We start from the raw sequence: 25,394 nt of genomic DNA on the forward strand, positions 1-25,394 counted from the left end.
TATAAATAAGAGGGGTTGCTACAAACACCCCCTCTTATTTATATTTCAAAATATATTATACTAGCATCATCTCTTTTTTTTAGTCTTGGAAAGTTATTGCATTTACTGTCTTCTTCTTGTTTAGTATATAATTTATTATATACTTCTTCTATGTTTGTATCTTTTACTATATTTATAAAATCTTCATATCCTTTAGTTAAATTAAAGGTATCATAGTATTGAGAAAATCCATCTGAAGTTAAAGAAATACTAGTAGAATTAATTATTTTTATTTTCCCATATAAACAATGATCTACAGCTTCTTTATTTAGTTCTAAAATCCAATATCCATTATTAGTATTTTTTAATTTTCTAACATCAAGAACTTCCTTATTACAATAGTTCCTAGCCTCTAAAATAGAAATGTTTTTTTCAAAAGCAGTTTTAGACATTGATTTTAGAATTTTTTCTTCTAGCTCTATTAATTTATTATCCACAATTTCTATTGCTTTTTCTCCATTTTCTTTAATAATAATTGTGCAATCCCCAAGTACAAAATACTCAAGATAATTATCATTAAATCTGACTAAAGCTATGGCTGCACAAGGATAATCTATTTCTTTTAAATCTTTAAACCCCTTAAATTTAATGTATTTATCCTTTGTTTCTTTAATTGCATCTTTAACTATATCTTTAATACTTTTAGAAGTATTTATATTTTCTTTTAAATAATTATTTATTGATTCTACATACCAAACAGCATCTGTTTCACTATTCGTAATTTTCTTACCTGTAATACCTGTTGCTCCATCTAAAACCCAGGCAGTATTCTCTAAAACTGTTATTCTATCTTCACAGGGCTTAGTGTTAGAACCTTGCTTTGATAAATATTTTAAATTATTCATATTAATTTTTAAATGAGTGGATTGGAGCAGGTATCCTTCCACCTCTTTGTATAAATAGTGAAGATGAATACTTATTTACAGGCATAACTGGAGCTGTTCCTAACAGCCCTCCAAACTCAACTAAATCACCTACTTTGCACCCTGGTGCTGGTATAACTCTTACAGCTGTTGTTTTGTTATTAATCATTCCAATTGCAGATTCGTCCGCTATCATAGCTGCAATTGTTTCTGCAGGTGTATCTCCTGGTACAGCAATCATATCTAATCCAACAGAACAAATTGCAGTCATAGCTTCTAACTTCTCTAAGTTTAAAGATCCATTTAACACAGCATCTATCATTCCCGCATCTTCAGAAACAGGTATAAATGCTCCACTTAATCCACCAACATGGCTACATGCCATAACTCCACCTTTTTTAACAGCATCATTTAATAAAGCTAAGGCAGCTGTTGTTCCATGGGTTCCTACAACTTCAAGACCCATTTCTTCTAAAATATGAGCAACTGAATCTCCTACTGCTGGCGTTGGAGCTAATGATAAATCTACTATACCAAAAGGTACCCCTAATCTTTCTGATGCTTCCTTTGCTACTAGCTGTCCCATTCTTGTTATTTTAAATGCAGTCTTCTTTATAGTTTCCGCTACTACATCAAAAGACTCACCTTTAACTTTTTCTAAAGCTCTTTGTACAACTCCCGGTCCACTTACACCAACACTTATTACCTTGTCAGCTTCTCCAACTCCATGGAAAGCTCCTGCCATAAAAGGATTATCCTCAACAGCATTACAGAACACTACAAGTTTGGCACAGCCAAAGCCCTTTGTATCTTTAGTATAATCAGCAGTCTTTTTAATTATTTCTCCCATTTCCCTAATTGCATCCATATTTATTCCACATCTTGATGATCCTACATTTACCGATGAACAAACCTTACTAGTTTTAGCTAAAGCTTCTGGAATTGAATTAATAAGAATTTTATCTCCCTTTGTATATCCTTTTTGAACTAATGCAGAAAATCCACCTATAAAGTCTATCCCTAAGGTTTCAGCTGCTTTATCTAAAGTTTCAGCAAACTTAACATAATTTTCTTCGTCTGTAGCTCCTGCAATTATAGATATTGGAGTTACTGAAACTCTTTTATTCACTATAGGTATCCCAAATTCATTTTCTATTTCTTTCCCAACCTTAACTAAGTCCTTAGCACTACTTACTATCTTATTGTATATTTTTTCTCTTGCCTTATCTCCATCCGAATCTATACAATCTAGTAAAGATATTCCCATAGTTATAGTTCTTATATCTAGCTTTTCTTCTTCTATCATTTTTATGGTCTCTAAAATATTATTGCTATTCATATCTCACCCTCCATATCCTTCTTTTTATAAAGTATGCATAGAGTTAAATATTTCTTCTCTTTGAATCTTTACTTCAACTCCTAATTCTTCACCCTTAGCCAATAATGAATTTTTAATAATATCAAAACTTGAATTAGATTCTTTTAAATCTAACATCATTATCATAGTAAAGTACTTGTCCATTATAGTTTGATTTACATCTAAAATATTAATGTTTAATCTTAATAATTCATTACTTACTCCTGCAACAATGCCAACCTTATCTTTTCCTATTACTGTTAAAATCGCCTTCATAATCTTCAACTCCTACTTTCTGTTAAATCTATATCCAAAAAAAGTTAATATAATTTTATCCTTACTAACGCTCTTTGTCAATTTTCATACAAATATAAAATATAGTATTATTAGTAAGTAACATTAAGCTATTTACTTTAAAAATAAAGCGGACAAATTAAATTTGTCCACTTCTATTATCAATACCTATTCTCTTTATATTAGACTATTTCAAGTTTTTTACATCTCTACAACTTATAACATCAATTCCTGTTCCTAATATATTAGAAATTACTACATCTCCAATTTTAATAGGGGCTATAAGTTCTATCTTTTTTAATTCTTCCATGCACTTAAACAATAAATCTTTAGGTATTTCTCCCTTAGTCTTAACAGGTATTAAAGGAAGTTCACCATTTTTCACTTTAACTGTAGTAGTTAATATTCTAACTGGATTTTTCACTTCCTTAATGCCGTAATCCAAGCCTCTTTTACATCCATTACCTGCTACTTTATTTTCTTCTATATTAACTTTTAAATGACATCCTATCGGGCAACATATACAAATCAATTCTCTTTCCATTTTACTCCACCTACCTATCTTCTATAGATATTGTAATATCATCATTTAAGTCCTTTAATATCTCTTTCTTTATTATTACTCTTTCCATCTCTGCTGGCGCTAAATGTTTTTTATTTAGGCTTTGAATTACATTATCTAAAGATTTAACTTTTATACACCTATTTTTATAAACATTATCAACTCTCATAAAAATAGTTAAATTATCTTCTATATCATTAATAGATATTCTTTGTGGAACTGTATAAGTTATTCCCTTACCATTTTTTATTTCTATATATTTACTTTTTTCTAATTTATTATTTAAATATCTTGCTACTGACCTTCCTGTATGTTTAGCTTCTTCTGTTACAAAATCCACTAAATCATGAACATGAACTACATTTCCACACGCAAATATTCCATCAATATTAGTTTCCATGCTTTCAGTAACAACCAACCCGTTATTTCTATTATCTAAAGTAATACCTACCCTTTTAGATAATTCATTTTCCGGAATTAAACCTACTGATAATAATAAAGTGTCGCAGGTTAGTTCTCTTTCTGTTCCTTTAATTGGCTTTCTATTTTCATCAACCTTATTTATAATTACTTTTTCTAATCTTTTATTTCCAACTACATCAGTTATAGTATGTGATAAGTAAAGGGGTATATTATAATCATTCAGGCATTGTACAATATTTCTATTTAAACCATTTGAATATGGCATAAGTTCTACTACTGCTTTAACTTTAGCCCCTTCTAAGGTCATTCTTCTTGCCATAATTAGTCCAATATCACCAGATCCTAAAATAACAATTTCTTTTCCTGGCATATATCCCTCTATATTTACATATCTTTGAGCAGCACCTGCTGTAAAAACACCAGATGGTCTATCTCCTACTATACCTATTGCTCCTCTAGTTCTTTCCCTACATCCCATTGCAAGTATAATAGACTTAGTTTCAAGTATCATATATCCATCATATTCATTAATAACATGAACTTTTTTATCCTTTTCAATTTCTAAAACCATAGTATCTAATTTTACCTCTATACCAGTAGTTTTAATAAATTTTATAAATCTATCAGCATATTCTGGTCCTGTAAGCTCCTCTTTAAATGTATGGAGACCGAACCCATTATGAATACATTGATTTAATATTCCTCCAAGTTCCTTATCTCTCTCAATAATTAAAATATTTTTTACACCATTATTATAAGCTTCGTAAGCAGCTCCAAGTCCAGCCGGTCCTCCCCCAATAACAATTAAATCATATATCATAATACCCCTCCTATCTTGACCTTCCAGTTAGAATATAAGATCCCTCTTTTTCTAAAACAACACTTTCAAGAGGAATATTTAATTCCCTAGCAATTATTTCTTGAACTCTAGGTCCACAAAAACCCCCTTGACATCTTCCCATTCCTGGCCTACATCTTCTTTTGATTCCATCTAAAGAAACACTTCCAAAAGATCTTTTAATAGCATCTACAATCTCACCTTCTGTTATTTCTTCACATCTGCATATAATCTTCCCATAACTTTTATCTTTACTAATAATTTCTTTCTTTTCTTCTATAGATAACTCCATAAATCTTATTTGTTTTCTATAAGGATTAAAATTCATATTTTTTATTAAACTAAGTCCAGATTCCTCTAATAATTTAACTACTTCTAAAGCTATGGCAGGTGCTGCTGTAAGTCCTGGTGATTTTATTCCTGAAACATCTATAAATCCTTTAACTTTATTATTTTCCTCAATTATAAAATCTCCCTTATCAGCATGTGCTCTTAATCCTGCAAAATTTCTAATAGAATTTCTAAAATTAACCTTATCTGTTGTCCTTTTAGCAGTCTCTTTTATATATTCTAAAGCCTCTGTGGTATTTCTTACAGAATCCCTATCTTCTATGGATTCCGCATTAGGCCCAACAATTAAGTTTCCATGAACAGTTGGAGTTACAACAACTCCTTTTCCAAGCTTTGATGGACATTGAAATATTGTATGCTTAAAATTACTTCCCTGATCCTTATCTAAAACGTAATATTCACCTCTAATTGGATATATTTCAAAGCTTTCTTCACAAATCATATTATGAATTTTATCTGAATATATCCCTGTAGCATTTATTAAATATCTAGATTTAATATCTCTATTATTTTTTAATTTAATGTTAAAAAAAGTATCTTTATTTATTGAAACAACTTCTGAATTCAACATAACTTCTCCACCATTTTTTATAGCATTCTCAACTAAAGCAATGGTATATTCAAAAGGTCCTACTGTTCCTCCCGTTGGTGCATATAAAGCCCCAACAACGTTACCTGTTATATTAGGCTCAAGCTTTATAACTTCTTCTTTATTTATTAATTTTAAATCTTTCACATTATTTTTTACTCCATTTTCATATAACCTTTTAATTGTTTTCATATCTTCATCATCAAAAGCAATTACTAAGGATCCATTTCTCTTAAAAGGTACTGAAAGCTCCTTGCATAATCCTTCAAACATTTCATTGCCTAAAACATTAAGTCTCGCCATTAATGTTCCATTTTCAGGATCATATCCAGCATGAACTATTGCTGAGTTTGCTTTTGTTGTTCCCATTGCTACATCATTTTCTTTTTCTAATATAACAACCTTTAAATTAAATTTAGTGAGCTCTCTAAATATAGAAGCACCTATAACCCCTGCTCCTATTATTGCTACATCATACATATAATTACCTCCTAAATTATATTTATATTACCCTTATTCCCTGCTTTTAACACAACAAAAAAAGCACAAAAATAAGAGCAACTCTTATTCTTATGCTTATCTCTAAATCTCTTAGCACATTAAATAAATTATAGTATAATTCTACCATAAATTTAATAATAAGTATATAGCTTTTATCTTCATACCTATAAATTATTGCTTATTTACCTATTCTACAAATTTTATTAATTATTTTTGGTAAATATTCTAAATTTAAAAAATTCTATTTATTTTATTAACTTTCTATATTATAATTAAAATATAGAAATATAGTTATCCCTTTACAATTTATATATACCAAAAAATGATTAGGCAGACTTCTAATTTTAGAGTCTGCCTAATTTATTAAATTAATAATGAAGATTTAAAAATAAAAATTAATTATGTTTTCACAACAAAACTTAATTCCACTTGTTGCTAAGTACTTTAATTCTTTTTACATAAAAAATTCGTCTTCTAACCCTTCTAAATCCGTAATCTTTATTTCTTTTAAGTTAAAGTCAATAATCCCCATATCTCTCATATTAATAAGTTCCCTAGAAAGTGATGGTCTAGGTATCCCTAGTTCCTCTGCAAGTTCTTTTTTAGACTTTATTTTATAAACATAACTGTCATTTCTTTTATAATTATCTAGTAATATCTTACATATTTTTCTTCTTATAGAATCTAACTCTATTAAGTTTATTTTTCTATTTAATATTACTATCTTTTGAGAAAGTAATTCTAAAAGATTCTCTGCAAATTTAGTATTTTTTTGCATTATTCCTAAAACGCTATTTTTAGGAAAAGACAGTACTTTACAATCTTCTACTGCCATAACTGTAGCAGGATATTCCCTATCTTTCGAAAATAATAGAGCTTCTGCAAATACATCACTAACATTAAAATTAGATAATGTTAGAACCTTTCCATTTTCATATATTGTTTGTATAACAGCTTTTCCTTGAAGAATTACTGATAAACTATTGCATTTCTCTCCCTGATTGGCTATTACTTCATTCTTCTTATAATCCCTTACTAAGTAAAGCTCACTTTTTAAAATATTATCTATTTCTCTTTCTGGAATTCCTTTAAAAAAGCAAGTATTCTTTAATACCTCTATCATCTCTATACCTCTCTTAGTTTAATGAATTTTCTATTTCTATATTAAATATTCATACTTTTAACTTTAACAAATCATAGAAAAAAAATCTATTGTAAAAAAGAGATAAACATTATATTCCTTGCTCCGTCGCATGCGCTCCAAGTCAACCTCATACAATGTTTATCTCTTTACAAACTAAAGGAAGGAAAAAACTCCCGCAGGAGTTTTTTCATTAATTTTAAATTTTACATTCTTAATTTTTCATTGGATGACAGTCCCTTTAAGTTTATATTAAGCTAAAAACATTTTTAAATCATCTTCTACATTAGTTATTCCACCAATTCCAAAGTTTTCAACTAATACTTTTGCAACATTTGGTGAAAGGAATGCAGGTAATGTTGGTCCTAAATGAATATTTTTAACTCCTAAATATAGTAATGATAATAATACTATAACAGCTTTTTGTTCATACCAAGCTATATTAAATGCTATTGGTAATTCATTTATATCTTGTAATTCAAATACTTCTTTAAGCTTTAAAGCAATTAATGCTAATGAATATGAGTCATTACATTGACCAGCATCTAAGACTCTTGGAATTCCACCAATATCGCCTAAATCTAATTTATTATATTTATATTTTGCACAACCTGCTGTTAATATTACAGTATCCTTAGGTAAAGCCTTTGCAAAATCAGTATAATAATTTCTTGATTTAGCTCTTCCATCACATCCTGCCATTACAAAGAATTTCTTAATAGCTCCTGATTTTACTGCATCTACAACCTTATCTGCAAGCTGCATTACTTGATTATGTGCAAATCCTCCAATGATTTCTCCATTTTCTATTTCTGTTGGAGCTTTGCAAGTTTTTGCAAGTTCAATTATTTCTGAGAAATCTTTAGCTTGTCCATCTACACCATCTATATGCTTACATCCTGGGAATCCAGCTGCTCCAGTTGTAAATACTCTTTCCTTATAGCTATCCTTTGGTGGTACTATACAATTTGTAGTCATTAAAATCGGTCCATTAAAGCTTTCAAATTCTTCTTTTTGTTTCCACCAAGCATTTCCATAGTTTCCTACAAAGTGATCATACTTCTTAAATGCAGGATAATAATGAGCTGGTAACATTTCTGAGTGAGTATAAACATCTACTCCTGTACCCTTTGTTTGTTCTAATAACTGCTCTAAATCCTTTAAGTCATGTCCTGAAACTAATATTCCTGGATTATTTCTAACACCTATATTAACTTTAGTCATTTCTGGATGTCCATAAGTTCCAGTATTAGCACTATCAAGTAGAGCCATACCATCTACCCCAACTTTACCTGTTTCTAAAGTTAATGCAACTAATTCATCAACAGTTAAATTATCATTTAATAATTTAGCTAAAGTTTCTTGCATAAATGCACTTACTTCTTCATTATCGTAGCTTAATTCATTGGCATGCTTCATATATGCTGATAATCCTTTTAATCCGTAAGTTATAAGCTCTCTTAAACTTCTTATATCTTCATCCTTAGTAGCTAATACACCAACTTCTTTTGACTTCGCATCGTATTCTTCTCTTGTGACAGCTGTCCATAATGCTGCTTCTGATAAACCATCTTTATTTGTTAATTTATTTAATAATTCTTTCTTTATTTCTAAAACTCTTTGAACTCTTTCGTAGAATATTTCATCATCAAAGTTAGCATTAGTTATTGTTGTAAATAGGTTTAATGTGATAAAGTGATTAATTTCAGTTGATATTTCTTTTCCTTCTTTTCTAAGTCTAGTTGTAACCTCTGATAATCCTTTTGTTGTATATACTAATAGATCTTGCATTCTTGCTAAATCTGGTGACTTACCACAAACTCCAAATTGAGTACATCCAGTACATCCTGCTGTTTCTTGACATTGGAAACAAAACATTTTATTTTCCATTGAAAAATCCTCCTTGATAATTTAATTCATTAATTTCTTTCTGATTTCATTATATGAGGATTTTAGATTCACTTCGGTAACATCAGTTACATTTGAATAAAAATTTTAAATTTTATTTATCTATAGTAAAAGCACTGCCTCTTGAAAAAAAGTAAGCTAAACTAATATCAATATAATGAAATCTTTTTATTTTTGTATTATACTGTTATTAAAATTAAATTACTCATTAAAAATTGATTATATATATAACTATTTTGCTATTTAAATATATGAAGGAGTATTAATTTAGTATGGATAATTTAAGTTATTTAAATCTTAAAGAACAAGTTAATCATGGAAATATTCAATTACCTATGGAAATTTATCCAGTAGAGTATAGAAGTTCTTCCGATTTCTACTCTCATTGGCATGATGAAATGGAATTTATATATGTTCTTAATGGCTCTTCAGAAATTTGTATTGATTTTAAGATTTTTAAAATATCTACTGGAGACTTTATAATTATACCTAAGGGAGCAATTCATTATATGGTGGATAATACTAACATTAGAATATCTTATATTGCCTTAGTTTTTAATTTATCTCTTATTGAAGGTAATTCATTGGATTTCTCCCAAATTAATTTTATAAATCCAATTTTACAAAATAAATTATTTTTTAATAATATAATTACATGTAAGGATTCTAGTTATGACAATATTGTAAATGCATTTAAATCATTGGTTGATTGCTATAAATATAAGGGCTATGGATATCAATTAGCAATTAAATCTTATCTTTTTACTATATTTCACTTGTTTTTTAAAGAAGGCTATATTGATGCAAATATAGAAAAAGAAAATTATAATAATTTAATTAAGATTGAAAAACTAAAGGAAGTTATAAAATATATTCAAACTAACTATAAATCTCATATATCTATTAAAGACTTGTCAAATATAGCTAAATATAGTGAATATCATTTTTTAAGATTTTTTAAAAATGAAACTGGTAAAACTTGTACTCAGTATATTAATAATTTTAGAATTGAAAAAGCAAGTCTATTACTTGCTAATACAGATTTATCAATTACAGATATAGCCTATGAAGTAGGATTTGGTGATGTTTCTTACTTTATAAAAACCTTTAAAAAACAGATGTCTATTTCACCAACTAAATATAGGAAAGAACTGTTTAAAAATGAAGAATGTATAATTAAGTAAAAAATAGGCTCTGTTTAACAGAGCCTAAGTTTAAAATCAATAATATATAATTATTAAATATCTAAGATTTAAATTCAGCCTTACTACCTTTATTAGTAGATTTAACTTCTAGTTTTACATCTATTCTATCTTTTAATTCTTGAACGTGAGAGATTACCCCTACTATCCTTCCATTATCCTGAAGGTCAATTAGACAATCTATAGCTATATCTAAAGATTCAGGGTCTAACGTTCCAAAGCCTTCATCTATAAATATTGTATCTAACTGAATTCCACCTGAATATCTTTGCACTACATCTGCAAGTCCTAGAGCCATTGCTAAAGAAGCTTTAAAGGATTCTCCACCAGATAAAGTTTTAACGTCCCTAGATTTTCCTGTATAATTATCAAAAACTTCTAAATCTAATCCTTGACCTTTTCTCTTATCTCCAAGCTCTTCTTTTCTTAAAAGCTCAAATCTACTATTTGTCATTTTAGAGAATCTTATGTTAGCTGCACTTATAATATCTTCAAAATAAGCTGCTAAAACATATCTTTCAAAACTTATTTTTCTTGGATTGTCCCCATTTATAATTTTAGATAATCTACCTATAGTTTTATATTTTTCTTCCTCTTGTACTATCTTTTTATTAAATTCTAAGCAAGTTTCTAAAGTTTTGCTATTTTGATCTATTCTAGAGTAAACTTCCTTAATAAGATTATTTATATCTTCACTTTCTTTATTAACTTCCTTAATTGAAGATTCTATTAAACTTATATCTATAATCTTTAAATCTTTGCATTCCCCTAATGATAAACTATATAATTTATTGGCATTAGATAAATTTAGGTTATATTTTTTAATTTCTTCTTCTATTAATTCAATTTCATTTTCTTTTTTTCTTTTGCTCACATAATCTTTATAATCTTTAAAGCCTAAAGATAAAACTTTTTCCTTAAATTCTTCTAAAGCAACCTTTAATTCTATATCCGCTTCTTTTTCCATATTTTCTAAGGTTTCTTTGTTTCCATTTTCCTTATCAAAAATACTTTGTACATTTTTAAAATATACTTCTGCTTTCTCATAAGCTTCCTTTAAAATTATAAGATTATTATTAATATCCTTTTCTTCTAAGTTTAATGCTTCAATAGTTTTTATATTACCCTTAAAGTCATTTACTATATTATTTAAATTAGCTTCTTGAGTTTTAACTTCCCCTTCTCTAAGTAAAAGTTCTTCACTCTTATTATCTAATTCTTTTCTTAAGGCATCATTTAAATTCTCTAAATTAAGCTTTTTATTTTTTAATTCCTCTTCCTTTAATATTCTGCTTTCTATTTCTTTTTTCTTTAAAGTAATACTATTTAAAGTTTTAACTGTGGAATTTAAAGTTTCACATACTTTTTCTAAACTTAATGATATATCTCCTAATTTCTCATTAAATATTTCCTTAAACAACTTATTAATATTATCATTTTTCAAGGAATCTATTTCAGCTTTAATTTTAGTAAGGCTTGTTAATGAAGCTTCCATATTTACTCTTGATTTTTCTTCTTCTAATTTAGCTTTTTTAACTTCCTCTTCGCTTATATCCTTATTTTCTAGCATTGCAACCTTAGGGTGACTTGTCGATCCACAAACAGGACATTCTTTTCCCTCTTCTAAATCCTTAGCTAAAATCCCTGCTAGGTTTCTTCTAAAACTTTCATCTAAAGCTTCATAAAGACTTCTTTTATCTTTATAAATATTATTTAATACTTCGTAATCATTTTTTAATTTTTCTTCTTTTATTAATTCATTTGTTAATTTATTTAAACTAATCTTTAGGGAATTTAACTTTTCTTCTTTATTTTTATAATTTAATTCTTCTATATTTAATTTTGAAGCTTCTTCTTTTAAATTTTGTATTATAGCAATTTCATCATTTATTTTTACTACTAATTTAGAATTTTCTTCTATATCTTTTTTAATCTTTTCTATTCTTTCTTTAATTTTTCCATAAGCTACTTTTAATAAACTTAATTTTTCATTATTTTCTTTATAAATTAAAGTTTTTTCTTTTAAAATCTTTATTTCATCTAGTTTTTTTGTTAATTCATTTTTTAAAGGCTCTTTTTCTACTTCTTTTTTAAAGTTTTCTTCAGCCTTTTCTAAATCAATTTTAAGTTTATTTATTTTTTCTATGCTTGAAGTCAAATTGTTTTTTATTCTAGCTAAAGCTTTTCTTTTCTCTTCGTACTTTTCTTCATAATTTAATGCTGTAACAGCTTTCTTAGCATATTTTAATTCATCTTCCTTAAGCTTAAATTCTTCCTTTAAAGCATTTAATTCTTCAAATTCTTTTTTATACTTTTCTAAGGTTTCTAACTTTTTATTAACTTCTTTACCTAATACTAATTCTTTAGATAAAGTCTCAAGCTTAAGCTTTATATTATCATGCTTTTCTTTTAAAGCTTTTTCTTCTTCCTTATCAAGATCTATAGATTTATTAAATTCTTCTAATATTAATTCAACATTTAAATCCTTATTTAAAATAAGACTACCTAGCAAATCATCATCTTTTCTTAATTTAAAAGATCTTATTCTATTTTCTCTATCTCTTAAAACTTCCTCTATAGATTTCTTTAAATTATTAGCTTCATTTTTTATATTTTGCTGAATATCTGAAAAAATCTTAGTTCCAAATATTTTTCTAAATATTTCTTCTTTCTTATCACTATCAGAATTAAGAAGTTTTTTAAACTCTCCTTGTGGAATCATAACAAGCTGTTTAAATTGATCTGATGTTATTCCTAGAATCTCCTCTACTTGTCTTGTAACTTCCTTTGATCCAGTAATAGTTTTATCATCATATATAAGTTCTGCTTCTGCTTTACTTTCAGTATAGCCTTCACCTTTTTGCTTAGGTCTAAAATACTGTGGAGATCTCTTTATATAGTATTCCTTTCCCTTTAAAGAAAACCAAAGCTTAACTTCAGTCTTAGTTGAAGGCTCTGCAAAATCACTTCTTAATGATTTTCCATCTCTTTCACTACCACTTGCTTCACCATATAAAACAAAATTTATAGCATCAAATATAGTTGTTTTTCCAGCTCCTGTATTACCAGTAATAACAAACATATTCTTATCACTTAAGAAACTTTCAAAATCCAATTCTTGCTCAGTTGCATAAGGTCCAAAAGCAGATACTGTAAGTTTTTTAATTATCATTACTCTTCTCCCCTTTCAGCCTTACTTATTATTTTCTCCATAATCTCTATTTCTTCACTTGTTACTTCTTCCCCTATTATTTCACTATAAAAATTCTTGAATAAATCAACCTTTGACTTTTTCTTAATATCATTAGTCAAAACTTCATTATTAGATCTTTTTGAAAGCTTTTCTTCTCTTATAAGTTCCATAACATTTGGATAAACTGCTCTAAGCTTAGCCATAGGGTCTAATATCTCACCCTTATCTTCTAATATTACCTTTATATAATCTTCATTATTTTCATTTTTATAATCTTTTAATAATTCCTCTAGAGTTCCTTTTTTAACTCTAAAATCTCTTCTTTGCTTTAAATCATAGATTTCAATGTTAACTTCACCATTTTTATCTATATCAACTACTGTTATTCCCTTTCTTTGAGTAACTTCCGAAAAAGAATACTTCATAAGTGAACCTGAATATCTTATTTTTTCACATCCTACCTTTTGAGGTCCATGTAAATGTCCAAGAGCAGTATAATTAAATTTTTCAAAGTGATTATAGTTTATAAAGTCCGTTCCACCTATTGATAAAGGCTTTTCTGATTCACTTTCCTCTAATTTTTCTACTCCTTCTTCATTTACTTTTGTAATATATCCATGAGCAATTGCTATATTTCTCTCATTAACATTAAAATCTTTATCTATCTCTTCCATTATCTTAGCCATAGCTAAGTCATAATTTTTTATATTATCATCCTTAAATAACTCTCTTACAACTGGAACATCTGCATATGGTATTGGATAGAAATTAACTTTTCCATGCTCATCTTCTAAAGTTATTTTTTCTATATTCTTTTTTAAATTTCCATATATATATAAACCACTATCACATAAAAGAGAACTAGCGAACTCTATTCTTTCATTACTATCATGATTTCCTGCTATAGCTATTATTTTTGTATTTAAATCTTTAACTATTTTTCTTAAATATCTATTTAAGAGCTCAACAGCTTGAACAGGTGGTACAGATCTATCATATAAATCTCCTGCAATTAAAAGTACATCTGGATTTTTTTCCTCTATAGCCTTACATAACTCTTCTAATATATATTCTTGATCTTCTGTCATATAAAATCCATTTACAAGCTTACCTATATGCCAATCCCCCATATGGAATATTCTCATTTAACTCCCCATCTCCTTTCAATTAACAATTATTACAATAGTTACTTTATAATTATTTTAATATATGTATTTAAATAATTCATATTTATTTAACTTTCCAAGAATTTTTTCAACTTCTCCGAAATAACTTTTGCATCCTCATATCCCCTATTATATATTGCTTCAAGCTTATTTTTATCTTTTTCAAATCTACTTACTTTAAGAGGAACAGTTGGTCTTATAATGAAACATTTTCCTTCACTTTCTAATTTATCTAACATATCTAATGTATCATTATATATTTTATATCTATTTTCCATAGCCTGTATAAGCCCTGAATGATCTTTATACTTTTTCTTTATTATAGGCATTATCTTTGTTTTGCTTTTTCTATATCCCTTATGCTGAGTTAATATAACTACATGCTTTTCTATTCCATCATCTATAGCTTTTTGAATTGGTATTGGCGCTGCAATACCACCATCTAAAAGTTTTTTATTGTCATAATCAATAATCTTCGCAACTAAAGGCAAAGAAATAGATGCCTTTAAAGTATCATAGCCATCTTCATTAAAATCCTTTATATTATAAAATTCAGGTAATCCTGTTTCACAATTAGTAGCACCTACAAAAAACTTTGTTCCTGAATTTATAAATGCTTCATGATCAAAAATCTCTAATTCATTTGGTATTATATCAAATAGCATTTCCATACCAAAAGCCGATCCAGTTTTAACCAAATTCCTAAAACTTAAATATCTCTTATCATTAATATAATTTATGTTAACTCTATAATTTCTCTTCTTTTGTCTTGAAATATAAGAAACACAGTTACACGCACCTGCCGATACCCCTACGCAATATTTTATATGAATATTTTCATCTAACAATAAATCTAGTACCCCAGCTGAGTAAACTCCTCTCATTCCTCCACCTTCTAATATAAGTGATGTGTTATCCATATTTCCGCCTCCAAACATTTTGATATTATAACTATTTCCATTAATTTAAAATTATATCACTTTGAGATAAAAATGCGAACATTTTTATACTGAAAAATTAAGTGACACTATAAATCTTTGATTTAGTTAGTGGAATTTACTCATATAGTCCAATTAGTAAGTTTTAGAATCAAAATGTAGAATTGGGATTCTCACTTAATATTACGGTATTGAGAAAATATTTTATAATAAACTCGCAATTGTATCAATTTGTAGTTTATAATAAATGAAAACAATAGAAATTGGCAATGAAAATCTAGAATATTTTTTATAAGAATTCACTAGTACATAATTAAAAGGGAACTGCTATTATAATTAATAACAGTTCCCTTTTTTCTACATTGCTTCACTAGTAAATACATCATAGAGTTTTTTTCCTCTTGCCTTAGCTAAAGCATTAGCTAAAGCATAAGAAATTGCTCCATCTACAAAATGATGTATCATAGTTCCTACTGCAACAACCACTATGAATTGATAAACTGAAAATCCAAATGGAATAACTATTAATCCTTCTAAAACTCCATGAATAGGAGCTGTTATTGCAATTGCTTTCTTAAAGTTCTTATCTTTATTAATAATTAATGCCCCAACATAGCCTACCACTATATGCATTGCTGCTCTAGCTGCTATCACTAATGGACTCGTTATAAAGAATCCAAGTGCAGAACCTATTCCTACTACTATTGCAACTTCTGGCGATATTAACATAGCTAAAAACATTGGTACATGAGATGCTAGTGTTGCACTAAATGGTGGAATATTAATTTTCAAAAATCCGAATTGAGTTGGAATAATAATTGAAATTGCTATCAAAACAGCCGCAAACATCATTTTTCTAATTTTATCTCTACTATCCATAAAAAATCCCCCTAACTGTATATACACTAGTATAGTACTTAGTTAATCACTTGTAAATATATTTTTATATCTATTATTAAAAATTTTTATCTAAAAAAATAAAAGTAGCTGAAATAAATTCAACTACTTTCTAAACTTTCTATATTTTTTATATGAATTTTTCCCAGTATCAATACTTATATTTACCGGATAAAAAATTCCATCATACACTTTATTTACTCTTTTTCTAGATAATATATACATTATCAAAAATGGACTTATAAGTATTAATACATTTCTTAATATACTTATATTCCATTTAGGGATGAAAAAATATACTAACATAACTAAATAAATATGAAAAACATATATATTCATAGTAGCTCTTCCCAAATTAGAATATGCTTGCTTTTTATTCGGCACTAATGATATTACACAAATACTAAATATAATAGAAGATAAATAAAGTATCCCTCTTAATATAATTCCTTTTAATAAAGAAATTTCTAAATCCTTAAATGAATAAGAATAATATAAGAATTTATAATCAAATAAGTTTGTTCTTACTATATAAATAGCTAAAAATAAAAATACTACTATTCCTAGCATAGATAAAACTTTATTAAAGTTACTTACTCTAAATAAATCTTCTTCTTTAGTGTAATAACCTAAAAGAAAGAATGGTAAAAACACTATGGTCCTTGATATAGATAAAACATTTCCTACATTAGGTACTATCCCAACAATTGCACCAACTATAAAACTTATAATTAATATATGTTTAAATTTCACAAGATATTTTAACGAAATTCTCCAAAAAAACAAACTTAATAAATACCAAAGAGTCCACCCTGGAGAAATCAACGAAAACATTACTCTATTTGTACCAATATAAACTGCTGTGTACCAAATCATATTAAATATTATATAGGGTATTAATAAATTTCTCACGGCCTTTCTTTTCATCTTATAGAAGTTCTTAGATAAATATCCTGATATATAAATAAAAAGTGGCATATGAAAAATATATATAAAAATATATATAGTTCTTAGTATGTAATTGTCCTTTATATAAAATTCAATTACATGTCCGAAAACTACAAAGAAAATTAATATTACTTTTATATTATCTAATAAATAGTTTCTTTTTTTTATTTCACTCATACTTTTTCTATAAAATCTAAAATCTCTCTAGATTCCTTTTCTCCCTTATTTAGAAATAAAGAAATTATATCAGAATGATGTTTCCCATTAATTATTTTTAATTTAGCATCTCCATTTAACTTTTTAATTTTCTCTACAAAGCTAATAGAATTATCTATATCTATTAATGGATCTTTATTTCCATGAATACAAAGTACCTTTAAGTTAATGTCATTAATTACAAGATTGATTGGATTAATATCCTCTGACCTATTTTCATTCCCTAAATAGTTTTCTATTAGTCTTTGTGAATGCTTTGATTTACATTTAGTAAAATCTAATACTCCAGATAATGTAATTAATCCTTTAAAAATATCTTTGTTTATTTCATACTCTTTTTGTTTTTCCCTATTGAAAACTAAATTAGTTGAAAGCTCTGCACCAGCAGAAAAACCCATTACTATAATTTTTTCAACTTTTTCTTTAGTTAAATAATCCTTTAATGCAGTAAACACATCATTTATTTGCGTTGGGTATTTATAAAGTGGAACTAGTCTGTATGCTGGAATAACTACCGTATAACCTAAATCATTAAAATACTTTCCTATACAACTTGATGTCTTAGGACTTCCATGCCACCACCCACCACCATGTATAAATAAAATAATAGGCTTATTTTTATCGCCAGAAAATACTCTATAATATTGTTTTATATTTTCCCCATATTTATAAGTTATAAAATTATTTTTTTTACTTTTCAAATTTATTAGAAAAGCCTTGCTAACTAAAGGAATCATTATTAACTTTTCTTCTATTCTATTTTTTAGCATATCCACTCTCCTATTTATCACTTAACACTATTATATATTATAAAATTTATGTTATTTTGCATAGTATTTTTTAATTTTAATATATTTATTAATATACTTTAAACTTTAAAAGGAGAACTACTATGATAACTAATCAATCATTAATCCCTCTAATATTATCCTTAATAGCTGGACTTTCAACTGTTATAGGTGCCTTTATACTGTTTTTTTCCAAAGTTGAAAACAAAAAATTAATTACCTTTGCTTTATCGTATTCTGCTGGAGTAATGATTACTGTATCATTTACAGATCTTTTTATATCTGCTGAAAAAACATTAAGTTCATATAATGGAAATATCAAAGGAGTCTTATATTCATTATTATTTTTGCTAATAGGTGCTTTAATGGCATTACTTATAGATAAATTTATTCCAGAGGCACCAAAAAGTTATAATGATAATACAAATGAAAAGCTATATAGAGTTGGCTTTGTATCAATGGTAGCCTTAATGATACATAATTTTCCTGAAGGTATAGCTACATTTATATCAGGCTATGAAAATACCACTTTAGGAATATCAATTGCACTTGCTATTGCACTTCATAACATTCCTGAAGGTATATCAATAGCTATACCAATTTATTATTCCACTAGAAGTAGATTAAAGGCTTTTAAATATACTCTATATTCTGGCCTTGCTGAACCCCTTGGTGCCTTTCTAGCCTTTATATTTTTACGACCTTATATAAATGAAATTATTTTAGCTATAACATTTGCTTTAGTTGCAGGTATAATGCTTTATATTTCCTTTGCAGAACTTATTCCAACAGCTAGAAAATATAAGTATCATAAAATATATTTAATATCTATTTTCTTAGGAATCTTTACAATTATATTAAGCCATATTTATTCTCATTAGAAAATTATACTTACTTATGTAACATTAATTTATAAATATTTAGAGGCTGTAAAAGCAGCCTCTAAAAAATTAAAATTCAGTAATTTGGAACAAATTACATCCTTAATTACGCATTATAATTATCAACTACTATGCTCCATCTTCTAATAATAAATATCCTAAAGTAGGAGTTTTATTTAATAATCCTATTATATATATAGTATAAAATTTTCCGTTTTTTAGAGTACTATTATTAATATATTTATATAATCCTGAGGAACCAGAAAAACTAACTTTAAAATCATAAATAGCAGGAGATAAAGGATAGTATCCTGTAGTCTCTAAATATTCAACATTTCCAAAAAGATTTATGTCGTTTGGTAAGGATAATGATAATAAAGGTGCATTAGGTGATAAATGTATAAATCTTAGAAAGCAACTTGTTATTTCTCCTTTAATATTAGCATCATTTAATACAAATATATCTATTGCTTCACTTAAGGTTATTATATTAACAGTTGAAGTAGTATTAGGGAGAATATCTATATCTTTGCTTATTAATGGCTTATCATAAATCCCTGCTGGATATAATTGAAGTTCATATTTTCCTGGTGATATACTTTCATAACATGTTATATCAGAAAATTTCAAATTTTTCCCTAGCACATCTCCACTTAAATATATATCTACTGCTGGAGCTGTTGGTATTGCATGAAGAAATCTTATTTTACTTTGTAAATTAGGCATATTTTGACGAAATAACAAGCTTAATCACCCCACTTATATTTTGAATTTTCTAAAGTTAATTTAATTATCTTCTTAATTATCAAATCGTAAATTGGTTTTGGAAGATTATAAGCTTTCAATGTATCAACTATTGATTTATCATCTTTTATTATATTAAAAATCCTGTCTATATCTTTAATTTTACTTTCTTCATCTCCCCTGTATTCTGTATCTAAGTAACTTTCAAAGTCTAAATTTCTTAAAAGCTTCATATGGATTGGTTCAGCCAAATCACCACTACTATTTTTCATATTCATATCTTGTATTTTCGTTCCCTGATTATTTATATTGTCCATCTCCTGGGTTTTAGGATTGTTTATTCCCTGTGCTTCAAGGTTATTAATACCTTGCATTTCAGAATTATTCATTCCCTGATTCATTCCCTGAACTTGAGGATTTTTGCTAATATTACTTATATTATTTTTATTAGTGCTCTCTTCAGAATCATTAATTTTTTTGCACTTATCTTCTTTATTATAGGAAGGAAGCTCTTCTCCTAAAGTTTCTGATGGATAATATAAATTAAAATCTTCCTCAAACTGTTTCTTCTCGATAGGATTTTCAGTATCTTTAACATTTAAATTATTACTTTGTACATAGTCTAATGTTTTTAATGGAGTTCCTACTAAATTTGAATTATCTGTTTGTGCTGTAAATCCTAAAACAAAACCTTGTGGTATATTACTAAAACTAGGCAAATTTAAATCTATAACAGGAAACCAACTTGAATCTTTATCTATAAATGGTTCTCTTACATTTAATGGTATAAATTTCAAATCATCATCCTCTGATTTTACATTACGGTTATTATAAGACATATATTTCCTCCAAAAAATATTTCATTATAAGTATACGCTATACATTTATATATGTTCTATTTAATTGTATTAGAACACTCTTCATTTATATTACTATCACCTTAACGTAATTCTCTGAATATTATATTAAGGGAGGTTTTGCTATGAATGATTTAACGAATAATTCTTTTAGACATTTATTTATAGGCCTTGATAAAAAAGTGCCAATTTACGATAGCAATAATATAATACCAATAAATTTTGATAACGCAGCTACTACTCCAGTTTTTAAAAGTGTTCTAGATAGAATAACAAAGGCTTGTGAACTATATGGAGCAATAGGAAGGGGCCTCGGACAAAAGTCTGAGTATTCAACCAAAGTTTATTCAGAATCTCGGGATTATATCTTAGATTTTTTTAAAGCTTCAAAAAATAAGTATACTGTTATCTTCGTTAATAATACTACCGAAGGAATAAATAGACTATCTAATATGTTAATTGAAGATAAAAATCATATTGTAATAACTACTAGAATGGAGCATCATTCTAATGACTTACCATGGAGAGGAAAGTGTATTTTAAAATATATTGAGGTAGATGAAAATGGTAGGCTAAAACTAGATGAACTAGAATACTTACTTGAAAAATATCATGGCTTAGTTAAATACGTTACAATTACTGCTGCTTCAAATGTTACAGGTTATGTAAATAATTTATCTTATATCTCAAAACTTGTTCATAAATATAATGCTAAACTAATAGTAGATGGTGCTCAAATAGTAGCTCATAAAAAACTAGATTTTACGGAAACTTTAATTGATTATTTAGTATTTTCTGCCCATAAGATGTATGCTCCCTTTGGTAGTGGTGCAATAATTGGGCTAAAAGAAGAATTTGAAAGATTAAATTCTGATCTTAAAGGTGGTGGAACAGTTGATGCTGTTTTAGATTATTCAGAGGTATTACTTCCCCCTCCTGAAAAAGATGAAGCAGGTAGCCCCAACTTTTTTGGTGCTATTGCTTTAGTAGAAGCAATGAAAGAACTAAATAATATAGGTTATGAAACAATTGAAAACAATGAAAAAATACTGTTAAATTATGCTCTAAAAGGTCTTAATTCAATAAAAGATGTAATAACTTATGGTGACAATTATAAAATAGATGATAGACTTGGAATAGTTGTATTTAATATTAAAAATATATATCATGCAGAAAACGCAAAATTATTAGCAAGTCTTCGAGCTATTGCAGTTAGGCAGGGAGCATTTTGTGCCCATCCTTATGTAAAAAGATTATTAAAAATAAATGATATAGAATCTAGTAGATATTTAGTTGATTCTAGTTGTAAAATGCCTGGTATGGTAAGAGCAAGTTTTGGAATTTATAATTCTATACGAGAAATAGATATATTTTTAAATACAATTGAATTGATAATTAGGTTAAAAAAATAAATAATTTATTATTTTTTTGTTTTATATCTAATATAATTTTAGGTCATTGAAACTATTTATAAGCTACAATGACCTTCTTGTTATATTCTTTTTGCTATTAAAAATTTTATTTTTATTCCTTGCTCACTAAACATATTTTCATGTTCAGTTCTTACATTACCTTTAAAATCACTATTATGTAAATCATATGTAATATAATCTATATTAAAACCATTCTCTTTAAAATACTCTAATGATTCTTCAAACAATTCATCATCATCTGTTTTAAAGTATATTTCCCCATCTTCTTTTAAGAATTTCTTATAGTTTTTTAATTGATTAGTATGTGTAAGTCTTCTCTTTTTATGTTTTTTCTTTGGCCAAGGATTACAAAAATTAATATATATCCTATCTATTAAATCTCCTTCTCCTAAAATATCATTAATTAATAATATTTCTTGAGCCATTAACTTTATATTATCAGTTACTGTTTCTTTTTCATTGTATGACTTTTCTATATTTCTTTTTGCTAGAACTAAAACTTCATCCTTAATATCTATAGCTATATAATTCTTATCTTTATTCTCTGCCCCATGAACTGCTATAAAAGTTCCTTTTCCACAGCCTAATTCTAAATATATTGGATTATCGTTATTAAAAAACTCTCTCCATTTACCTTTATAATCTCTTGGATTAGTTATAAAAAAATTACATGCTTCTAGTTCTGGTCTAGCCCAGGGCTTTTTTCTTAATCTCATGTTGTTCACTCCATTTTTTATAATTCATAACTATTATACATATTTATGATAATTGTATCAAACTTTATTTTTCTTTATGATATTATAAAAGGAGCTGTATGAAACAACCCCTTTTACTTATTAACCTTTATCTTAAACATATTTACTTCTGAATAATTTCCTACTTCATCCTTATATGAATCTAAATTAATAGGAGATTTTTCTGTATCATCTTCCTTATATTTTACTAATCCAGCTAATACAGCCTCTTCATCAAAATTTGTACCAATCTGAGTTAATGATGATTTTGAATCAAAATTTAAAACTTCCCCATAATACTTAGTTAATTTATAATTAGGATTCTTACTATCCTTAGTATTTTCTTTATCTATTTCTGCAATTGAGTATATTGATTTATCTGCTTCTCCATCACCTAATTTAGCTGTATTTAATATAACATGAATAATAGAATCCTTCTCTATTGTCTCAGTAGAGTAATTAGCTATTTCCTTTGTTTCTTTTAATTCACCATTTATATATTTTTCAGTAAATAAACTTATATTATATTTTGAATCCTTCGGTAATACTAAAGATGCTACAGTACTCTTATCTTTGCCATAATTAGTTGATTGTAATAATAATTCTATTACTCCTTGTACTTCTTGATTTACTATCTTAACATCACCCTCTGGTAATTTCACTCCGCTAGTACATCCTGCTAAACCTATTGTTAATGCTACTATTGTAATAATTGTTGCTACCTTTTTCATCTTCATATGTAATTCTTGCCTCCTACAAATAATATATTAATTATATCATATGTAAAATTCTTAAATATATAAATTCTGTAAACTATATATTAATAATTTATCTATATATATCTGCTGATAATTCTTCAAGTTTATGATAATCTAAAATAATATAGTAATCCTCTTCTTTATAAAGTATTCCTTTCTCACATAATTTATTTAAGGTTCTTAATAAATGTCTATAGCTTGCACCTAAAAGCTCGGAAATAATCATTAAGGTTTCATCAAATTTAAAAGATTTACTTTCTTTATTAATTCCTATAGAAATTATATAACTAGCTACCCTATTTTCTAATGGATAAAGTAAGTTAATAGTTGAGTTTTTAGAAGATCTTTTTAGTTTTTTAGCTAAAGCACTAGATAAAAAATTCATTAAATTTATATCCTTCTCATAATTATTTTTTAAAAATTTTATAGGTATTCCTATACAAATACAAGGTTCAATGGTTTCTACATTACAAGTAGCAACATCATTAGTTACTAACTCTAGATCACCCATGGTATCTAGCTCCTTATAAAAATCTAATAAAAGTACTCTTCCATTTCTAAGAGTCATATAAATCTTAGCTTTTCCTTCTACAAAGAACATAAGGTGAGTAATCTCTTCCCCCTCTTTTACTATTAACTCCTTTTCATCGTAAAAAAGCACCTCTAAATTTTCTCTAATATAGCCACTAAATATATTCTCTAAATTATGAATAGAAATATACCTATCTAATAAATCTAAATCCTTTACTTTATACATATTAACTCCTATAATAACTTAATATTTTTCACTTTACTTATCTATTATGACATATGTCATAATAGAATTTAATTACTTTATGATAAATTAATATTAAAAGATTATGGAGGAAAGAAATGTATAATTTTTTATCTTTATTAACTGGTATTTTAATAACTATAATGATAAGTTTCAATGGTATTTTATCTAACTATATTGGAAATTACTCTTCTACATTTGTAATTCATCTTGTTGGTATCATAATTTTATCTTTTATATTTCTTATAAAGAAATATAAAATTAAAGTTTCACCCAACATATCACTAATATTTTATAGTGCAGGCATTATAGGTGTATTTACAGTTTTACTTAATAACTTAAGTTTTACTAACTTAGGTGCATCATTAACAATCTCCCTTGGATTATTAGGGCAGACTATTTCATCTCTTATTATAGATTCCTTTGGTTTAATTAAAATGAGAAGAATAAAATTTGAAAAGAGGAAGCTTTTAGGAATTTCAATGATAATGGTTGGAATTACAATTATGGCATTGTTTTAAAAAGGAGGATTTATGTTTTATTTTTATATTTTATTAGCTGTACTCGCTGGAGTTTCAGTAGTTATTTCAAGAATTTTCAACTCTATAATAGCAGAAGAAATTGGTACACTACAAGGAACTTTCATTAATTACTTTACTGGCCTTGTTACTTCTTTCGTACTTTTATTAATTACTAAAGACTATGTAAATATAGATTTAAATAACTATTATACTATCCCTATTTATTCATATTTTGGCGGTATAATAGGAATATTAGTTGTTGTACTTTCAAACTATACTATACCTAGGGTTTCTTCTTTTTCCTTATCCTTATTAGTTTTTATCGGACAGCTTTCTATAGGCATTTTTATAGACTATTTTTCTAATAACGGCGTTTCTAAGAGTAAAATAATAGGGGGAGTATTTATACTTATAGGTCTATCTTATAATATGCTTTTAGATAAAAATAATTATTTAAAATCTATATCAGAAAACTAA

At 26.9% G+C, this 25,394-nt stretch carries 24 protein-coding genes; 5 read left to right on the top strand and 19 right to left on the bottom strand.

Going from position 1 to position 25,394, the window contains the following annotated elements; genetic code table 11:
- Positions 1 to 38 precede the first annotated feature (38 nt).
- The 8 genes from BN6774_RS14300 to hcp form a co-directional block, all read right to left on the bottom strand.
- Positions 39 to 884 (bottom strand): protein phosphatase 2C domain-containing protein, encoded by an 846-nt coding sequence (locus tag BN6774_RS14300; RefSeq protein WP_066894951.1) that lies wholly within the window; start codon positions 882 to 884, stop codon positions 39 to 41.
- A gap of 1 nt (position 885) precedes the next feature.
- Positions 886 to 2,241 (bottom strand): PFL family protein, encoded by a 1,356-nt coding sequence (locus BN6774_RS14305; RefSeq protein WP_066894953.1) that lies wholly within the window; start codon positions 2,239 to 2,241, stop codon positions 886 to 888.
- A 24-nt stretch (positions 2,242 to 2,265) separates the two neighbouring features.
- Positions 2,266 to 2,535: an ACT domain-containing protein gene (locus BN6774_RS14310; RefSeq protein ID WP_066894955.1), complete on the bottom strand. Its 270-nt coding sequence runs from the start codon at positions 2,533 to 2,535 to the stop codon at positions 2,266 to 2,268.
- 205 nt (positions 2,536 to 2,740) lie between these two features.
- On the bottom strand, positions 2,741 to 3,097 hold the full coding sequence (locus tag BN6774_RS14315; RefSeq protein WP_066894957.1) for a DUF1667 domain-containing protein: 357 nt from the start codon (positions 3,095 to 3,097) through the stop codon (positions 2,741 to 2,743).
- Between the two features lie 10 nt (positions 3,098 to 3,107).
- Positions 3,108 to 4,358 carry an NAD(P)/FAD-dependent oxidoreductase gene (locus tag BN6774_RS14320; protein WP_066894958.1) on the bottom strand — a complete coding sequence of 417 codons (1,251 nt, stop codon included), beginning with the start codon at positions 4,356 to 4,358 and terminating at the stop codon, positions 3,108 to 3,110.
- A gap of 10 nt (positions 4,359 to 4,368) precedes the next feature.
- Complete coding sequence (locus BN6774_RS14325; protein WP_066894960.1) at positions 4,369 to 5,796, bottom strand: NAD(P)/FAD-dependent oxidoreductase; 1,428 nt, start codon at positions 5,794 to 5,796, stop codon at positions 4,369 to 4,371.
- Positions 5,797 to 6,271: 475 nt separating this feature from the next.
- Positions 6,272 to 6,940: a Crp/Fnr family transcriptional regulator gene (locus tag BN6774_RS14330; protein ID WP_066894962.1), complete on the bottom strand. Its 669-nt coding sequence runs from the start codon at positions 6,938 to 6,940 to the stop codon at positions 6,272 to 6,274.
- A gap of 270 nt (positions 6,941 to 7,210) precedes the next feature.
- Positions 7,211 to 8,848, bottom strand: a complete 1,638-nt coding sequence (gene hcp / locus BN6774_RS14335) for a hydroxylamine reductase (RefSeq protein WP_066894964.1) — start codon at positions 8,846 to 8,848, stop codon at positions 7,211 to 7,213.
- A 290-nt stretch (positions 8,849 to 9,138) separates the two neighbouring features.
- On the opposite strand from hcp, the gene BN6774_RS14340 reads away from it, so the two are divergent.
- Positions 9,139 to 10,050 (top strand): AraC family transcriptional regulator, encoded by a 912-nt coding sequence (locus BN6774_RS14340; protein WP_066894966.1) that lies wholly within the window; start codon positions 9,139 to 9,141, stop codon positions 10,048 to 10,050.
- Positions 10,051 to 10,111: 61 nt separating this feature from the next.
- Here the strand turns inward: BN6774_RS14340 and BN6774_RS14345 are convergent, their stop codons facing one another.
- The 6 genes from BN6774_RS14345 to BN6774_RS14370 form a co-directional block, all read right to left on the bottom strand.
- Entirely contained in the window at positions 10,112 to 13,240 is a 3,129-nt protein-coding gene (locus BN6774_RS14345; RefSeq protein ID WP_066894968.1) for an AAA family ATPase, read from the bottom strand.
- Positions 13,240 to 14,406 (bottom strand): exonuclease SbcCD subunit D, encoded by a 1,167-nt coding sequence (locus BN6774_RS14350; RefSeq protein ID WP_066894970.1) that lies wholly within the window; start codon positions 14,404 to 14,406, stop codon positions 13,240 to 13,242. The genes BN6774_RS14345 and BN6774_RS14350 overlap by 1 nt, the downstream gene beginning before the upstream one ends.
- An 89-nt stretch (positions 14,407 to 14,495) precedes the next feature.
- Entirely contained in the window at positions 14,496 to 15,347 is an 852-nt protein-coding gene (locus BN6774_RS14355; RefSeq protein ID WP_066894972.1) for a patatin-like phospholipase family protein, read from the bottom strand.
- Between the two features lie 375 nt (positions 15,348 to 15,722).
- Positions 15,723 to 16,244 carry an ECF transporter S component gene (locus tag BN6774_RS14360; protein WP_066894974.1) on the bottom strand — a complete coding sequence of 174 codons (522 nt, stop codon included), beginning with the start codon at positions 16,242 to 16,244 and terminating at the stop codon, positions 15,723 to 15,725.
- 123 nt (positions 16,245 to 16,367) lie between these two features.
- On the bottom strand, positions 16,368 to 17,387 hold the full coding sequence (locus BN6774_RS14365) for an acyltransferase family protein (RefSeq protein WP_066894976.1): 1,020 nt from the start codon (positions 17,385 to 17,387) through the stop codon (positions 16,368 to 16,370).
- On the bottom strand, positions 17,384 to 18,196 hold the full coding sequence (locus BN6774_RS14370) for an alpha/beta hydrolase (RefSeq protein ID WP_066894978.1): 813 nt from the start codon (positions 18,194 to 18,196) through the stop codon (positions 17,384 to 17,386). The genes BN6774_RS14365 and BN6774_RS14370 overlap by 4 nt, the downstream gene beginning before the upstream one ends.
- Before the next feature lie 122 nt (positions 18,197 to 18,318).
- Between BN6774_RS14370 and zupT the strand changes: the two genes are divergently transcribed.
- Positions 18,319 to 19,095: a zinc transporter ZupT gene (gene zupT, locus BN6774_RS14375; RefSeq protein ID WP_066894980.1), complete on the top strand. Its 777-nt coding sequence runs from the start codon at positions 18,319 to 18,321 to the stop codon at positions 19,093 to 19,095.
- Between the two features lie 129 nt (positions 19,096 to 19,224).
- Here the strand turns inward: zupT and BN6774_RS14380 are convergent, their stop codons facing one another.
- Complete coding sequence (locus tag BN6774_RS14380) at positions 19,225 to 19,821, bottom strand: DUF4397 domain-containing protein (protein WP_066896709.1); 597 nt, start codon at positions 19,819 to 19,821, stop codon at positions 19,225 to 19,227.
- A 20-nt stretch (positions 19,822 to 19,841) separates the two neighbouring features.
- The gene (locus tag BN6774_RS14385) at positions 19,842 to 20,678 is read right to left on the bottom strand and encodes a hypothetical protein (RefSeq protein ID WP_066894982.1); all 837 of its coding nucleotides are present in this window, start codon (positions 20,676 to 20,678) and stop codon (positions 19,842 to 19,844) included.
- A gap of 143 nt (positions 20,679 to 20,821) precedes the next feature.
- Between BN6774_RS14385 and BN6774_RS14390 the strand changes: the two genes are divergently transcribed.
- Positions 20,822 to 22,108, top strand: a complete 1,287-nt coding sequence (locus tag BN6774_RS14390) for an aminotransferase class V-fold PLP-dependent enzyme (RefSeq protein WP_066894984.1) — start codon at positions 20,822 to 20,824, stop codon at positions 22,106 to 22,108.
- An 80-nt stretch (positions 22,109 to 22,188) separates the two neighbouring features.
- Here BN6774_RS14390 and trmB read toward each other — a convergent pair whose 3' ends face one another.
- From trmB to BN6774_RS14405, 3 genes are all read right to left on the bottom strand, one after another.
- Positions 22,189 to 22,845, bottom strand: a complete 657-nt coding sequence (gene trmB / locus BN6774_RS14395) for a tRNA (guanosine(46)-N7)-methyltransferase TrmB (RefSeq protein ID WP_066894986.1) — start codon at positions 22,843 to 22,845, stop codon at positions 22,189 to 22,191.
- Positions 22,846 to 22,958: 113 nt separating this feature from the next.
- The gene (locus BN6774_RS14400) at positions 22,959 to 23,600 is read right to left on the bottom strand and encodes a hypothetical protein (protein ID WP_066894988.1); all 642 of its coding nucleotides are present in this window, start codon (positions 23,598 to 23,600) and stop codon (positions 22,959 to 22,961) included.
- Positions 23,601 to 23,691: 91 nt separating this feature from the next.
- The gene (locus tag BN6774_RS14405; protein WP_066894990.1) at positions 23,692 to 24,378 is read right to left on the bottom strand and encodes a cyclic nucleotide-binding domain-containing protein; all 687 of its coding nucleotides are present in this window, start codon (positions 24,376 to 24,378) and stop codon (positions 23,692 to 23,694) included.
- A 116-nt stretch (positions 24,379 to 24,494) separates the two neighbouring features.
- Between BN6774_RS14405 and BN6774_RS14410 the strand changes: the two genes are divergently transcribed.
- Together BN6774_RS14410 and BN6774_RS14415 are read left to right on the top strand one after the other, a co-directional pair.
- A complete protein-coding gene (locus tag BN6774_RS14410) occupies positions 24,495 to 24,917 on the top strand; it encodes a DMT family transporter (protein ID WP_066894992.1) in 423 nt (140 codons plus the stop codon).
- Positions 24,918 to 24,929: 12 nt separating this feature from the next.
- Positions 24,930 to 25,394: a DMT family transporter gene (locus tag BN6774_RS14415; RefSeq protein WP_066894994.1), complete on the top strand. Its 465-nt coding sequence runs from the start codon at positions 24,930 to 24,932 to the stop codon at positions 25,392 to 25,394.

It is taken from the genome of Clostridium nigeriense, from assembly GCF_900086595.1.
In the GTDB taxonomy this organism is placed as follows: Bacteria; Bacillota; Clostridia; order Clostridiales; family Clostridiaceae; genus Clostridium; species Clostridium nigeriense.

What these genes read in the sequence shown, in the direction of transcription:
- hcp (WP_066894964.1), bottom strand. Translation starts at nt 8,848, where the DNA reads ATGGAAAATAAAATGTTTTGTTTCCAATGTCAAGAAACAGCAGGATGT.
- trmB (WP_066894986.1), bottom strand. Translation starts at nt 22,845, where the DNA reads ATGAGATTAAGAAAAAAGCCCTGGGCTAGACCAGAACTAGAAGCATGT.
- BN6774_RS14315 (WP_066894957.1), bottom strand. Translation starts at nt 3,097, where the DNA reads ATGGAAAGAGAATTGATTTGTATATGTTGCCCGATAGGATGTCATTTA.
- BN6774_RS14410 (WP_066894992.1), top strand. Translation starts at nt 24,495, where the DNA reads ATGTATAATTTTTTATCTTTATTAACTGGTATTTTAATAACTATAATG.
- BN6774_RS14330 (WP_066894962.1), bottom strand. Translation starts at nt 6,940, where the DNA reads ATGATAGAGGTATTAAAGAATACTTGCTTTTTTAAAGGAATTCCAGAA.
- BN6774_RS14350 (WP_066894970.1), bottom strand. Translation starts at nt 14,406, where the DNA reads ATGAGAATATTCCATATGGGGGATTGGCATATAGGTAAGCTTGTAAAT.
- BN6774_RS14365 (WP_066894976.1), bottom strand. Translation starts at nt 17,387, where the DNA reads ATGAGTGAAATAAAAAAAAGAAACTATTTATTAGATAATATAAAAGTA.
- BN6774_RS14320 (WP_066894958.1), bottom strand. Translation starts at nt 4,358, where the DNA reads ATGATATATGATTTAATTGTTATTGGGGGAGGACCGGCTGGACTTGGA.
- BN6774_RS14355 (WP_066894972.1), bottom strand. Translation starts at nt 15,347, where the DNA reads ATGGATAACACATCACTTATATTAGAAGGTGGAGGAATGAGAGGAGTT.
- zupT (WP_066894980.1), top strand. Translation starts at nt 18,319, where the DNA reads ATGATAACTAATCAATCATTAATCCCTCTAATATTATCCTTAATAGCT.
- BN6774_RS14415 (WP_066894994.1), top strand. Translation starts at nt 24,930, where the DNA reads ATGTTTTATTTTTATATTTTATTAGCTGTACTCGCTGGAGTTTCAGTA.
- BN6774_RS14385 (WP_066894982.1), bottom strand. Translation starts at nt 20,678, where the DNA reads ATGTCTTATAATAACCGTAATGTAAAATCAGAGGATGATGATTTGAAA.
- BN6774_RS14345 (WP_066894968.1), bottom strand. Translation starts at nt 13,240, where the DNA reads ATGATAATTAAAAAACTTACAGTATCTGCTTTTGGACCTTATGCAACT.
- BN6774_RS14370 (WP_066894978.1), bottom strand. Translation starts at nt 18,196, where the DNA reads ATGCTAAAAAATAGAATAGAAGAAAAGTTAATAATGATTCCTTTAGTT.
- BN6774_RS14400 (WP_066894988.1), bottom strand. Translation starts at nt 23,600, where the DNA reads ATGAAGATGAAAAAGGTAGCAACAATTATTACAATAGTAGCATTAACA.
- BN6774_RS14405 (WP_066894990.1), bottom strand. Translation starts at nt 24,378, where the DNA reads ATGTATAAAGTAAAGGATTTAGATTTATTAGATAGGTATATTTCTATT.
- BN6774_RS14300 (WP_066894951.1), bottom strand. Translation starts at nt 884, where the DNA reads ATGAATAATTTAAAATATTTATCAAAGCAAGGTTCTAACACTAAGCCC.
- BN6774_RS14310 (WP_066894955.1), bottom strand. Translation starts at nt 2,535, where the DNA reads ATGAAGGCGATTTTAACAGTAATAGGAAAAGATAAGGTTGGCATTGTT.
- BN6774_RS14340 (WP_066894966.1), top strand. Translation starts at nt 9,139, where the DNA reads ATGGATAATTTAAGTTATTTAAATCTTAAAGAACAAGTTAATCATGGA.
- BN6774_RS14325 (WP_066894960.1), bottom strand. Translation starts at nt 5,796, where the DNA reads ATGTATGATGTAGCAATAATAGGAGCAGGGGTTATAGGTGCTTCTATA.
- BN6774_RS14305 (WP_066894953.1), bottom strand. Translation starts at nt 2,241, where the DNA reads ATGAATAGCAATAATATTTTAGAGACCATAAAAATGATAGAAGAAGAA.
- BN6774_RS14380 (WP_066896709.1), bottom strand. Translation starts at nt 19,821, where the DNA reads ATGCCTAATTTACAAAGTAAAATAAGATTTCTTCATGCAATACCAACA.
- BN6774_RS14360 (WP_066894974.1), bottom strand. Translation starts at nt 16,244, where the DNA reads ATGGATAGTAGAGATAAAATTAGAAAAATGATGTTTGCGGCTGTTTTG.
- BN6774_RS14390 (WP_066894984.1), top strand. Translation starts at nt 20,822, where the DNA reads ATGAATGATTTAACGAATAATTCTTTTAGACATTTATTTATAGGCCTT.